Genomic DNA, 2,740 nt, shown 5'->3' with positions numbered 1-2,740 from the left:
GCTCTATAGCCCGTCCAGAAAGGACGGGCTATAGAGCCCATCCCACAATTATGTGTAAATTATTTAATTCACGATCCTTAAAACTTAAAATAGTGTGCAGAATAACTCACTTGTACCTAAAGACAGAGGAAAATATCGCTACCCCAACATAAAGGCTTTGTCTATGCAGCCAATTCGCACATTTAACGTTTCCCCGTCGCTACCGACAATTCTCGAACCCCTACGCAAACTTGCCTACAACTTGCACTGGGACTGGAACGTCGATACCAAAGACCTCTTCCGCCGCCTCGATCGAGACCTCTGGGATTCCAGCAACCAAAACCCGGTGCTGATGCTGGGAACCATATCTCAAGAGCGACTGCAAGAAATGGCAGAAGACGAAGGCTTCATCGCTCAAATGAACCGAGCCGCCCAGCAGTTAGATGACTATCTCAACAACCGCGCCTGGTACCGCAAACAGCGCGGCACAGAGCTGCAAGAATGCTACGCTTACTTTTCGATGGAATTCGGCTTAGTCAAAGCCCTGCCCATCTATTCCGGCGGTTTGGGCGTGCTCGCAGGCGACCACCTAAAATCAGCTAGCGATTTGGGCCTGCCCCTAGTTGGTGTGGGCTTGCTCTATCAAGAAGGCTATTTTTCGCAGTATCTCAACGCCGACGGCTGGCAGCAAGAACGCTATCCGCTCAACGATTTCTACAATATGCCGCTGCACCTAGAACGCAATCCCGACGGTTCGGAAGTGCGGATTGAGGTGGACTATCCCGGCCGCAAGGTGTACGCTCGGATTTGGCGGGTACAAGTGGGAACGGTTCCTTTGTACTTGATGGATACAAATATTGAACCTAACAGCCGCTACGACCAAGATATTACCGACCAACTCTACGGCGGTGACAAAACTCTGCGGATGCACCAAGAAATCATGCTGGGCATCGGCGGCGTGAAAATGCTCAAGGCATTGGGGCTGACAGTTACGGCTTATCACATGAATGAAGGCCACGCGGCTTTTATGGCCCTGGAACGCATTCGGATGCTGATGGAAGAATATCACCTGAGTTTTGTGGAAGCGGAACAGGTGGTGGTTTCGAGCAGTATGTTTACGACTCACACGCCGGTGCCTGCTGGGTTTGACTTGTTTGAGCCGGATATGGTGATGCACTATCTCGGTCAGTATCCCAAGATGTTTGGCTTGTCGCAAGAGGAGTTTCTGGGATTGGGCCGGGAGAATACTGGCGATTTGTCCGCACCTCTGAATATGGCAATTTTGGCGATTAAAATGTCGAGTTTTGTCAACGGGGTGGCGGCTTTGCACGGTGTGGTGTCGCGCCCGATGTTTCAGGGGTTGTGGCCGGGTTTGCCGCAGGAAGAAGTGCCGATTACTTCGATTACCAACGGGGTTCACGCTCGCAGTTGTGTGGCGAAGTCTACTCAGGAGTTGTACGATCGATACCTTGGCCCAGAGTGGGAAATGATTCGCAAGGACGATCGCCTCTGGGACAGGATTTCGTCGATTCCTGATGAGGAACTGTGGCGCAATCACGAACGCTGTCGATCGGAATTGGTGGTGTTTGCGCGGGAGTGGCTGCAAAAGACTTTGCGCGAGCGCGGTGCGGCTCAAACGGAAATCGAACCCGCGCGCGAGGCTCTCGATCCGAAGGTGCTGACGATCGGGTTTGCGCGCCGTTTTGCTACCTACAAACGGGCGACGCTGTTTTTGCGCGATGTCGATCGAATTATGCGGATCATGCGGGATCAACATCGCCCCGTGCAGTTTGTGATTGCTGGGAAGGCTCACCCGATGGATATTCCGGGTAAGGAATTGATTCGGGATATCGTTCACTTCATCCGCGAACACGACACGATGAGCTCGATGGTGTTTTTGCCGAACTACGACATTAACGTCGCTCGGATGATGGTGGCGGGCTGCGATGTGTGGCTGAATACCCCGCGCCGCCCCCGCGAGGCTTCGGGTACTTCGGGGATGAAGGCTTCGATGAATGGTTTGCCAAATCTCAGCATTCTTGATGGTTGGTGGGATGAGGCTGATTATGTTCGTACCGGTTGGCCGATCGGACATGGGGAGTTTTACGAAGATACTCAGTATCAGGATGATGTCGAGGCGAATGCTTTGTACGACTTGATGGAAAAAGAAGTTGTACCGCTGTTTTACAACCGGGATGCTGATGGAATTCCTCGCGGTTGGACGGCGAAAATGAAGGATTCAATTCGCTTGAACTGTCCTTTCTTCAATACTGCTCGGATGGTGAAGGATTACGCGCGGCGGGCTTATTTCCCCGTGAGCGATCGCTTCCACACTATGACCAACGACGGGTGCGCTCCTGCTAAGGAGTTGTCTCACTGGAAGAAGCACGTTCGGGCGAAGTGGTACGACATTAAGATTGAGTCGGTTGATATTTCCCAGGATAAGGAAGTTAAGGTCAATCAGTCGATCGCTGTTAAATCTCGCATTAATCTGATGGGATTAACGCCTGCGGATGTGCAAGTGGAACTTTATCAAGGTTCCGTTGATGCTAACGGCGATATTGTCGGCGGCGTGTCGGTGGTAATGGAGTATTTGGGTGAAGATTCTCACAATACTAGCCTTTATAAGGCCGACATTACTTATACTTCTAGCGGTTTGCAAGGTTTGTCGTTGCGCGTTTTGCCCAAGCACGATCATCTCAGCAGTCCTTATGAAGCTGGCGTCATTCTTTGGGCACATTAGTTAGTTGACTGTTGACTG

General features: G+C 51.5%; 1 protein-coding gene. It reads left to right on the top strand.

The genetic code is table 11. The features are described 5' to 3' along the window. The first annotated feature begins 163 nt into the window (after positions 1–163). Positions 164–2,722 (top strand): alpha-glucan family phosphorylase, encoded by a 2,559-nt coding sequence (gene glgP, locus IQ270_RS29550; RefSeq protein ID WP_193976667.1) that lies wholly within the window; start codon positions 164–166, stop codon positions 2,720–2,722. Positions 2,723–2,740: the final 18 nt, after the last annotated feature.

Origin of the sequence: Microcoleus sp. LEGE 07076 (genome assembly GCF_015207455.1) — a bacterium.
Classification (GTDB): domain Bacteria; phylum Cyanobacteriota; class Cyanobacteriia; order Cyanobacteriales; family Microcoleaceae; genus Microcoleus.
This window is presented reverse-complemented; position numbering and strand designations above follow the sequence as displayed.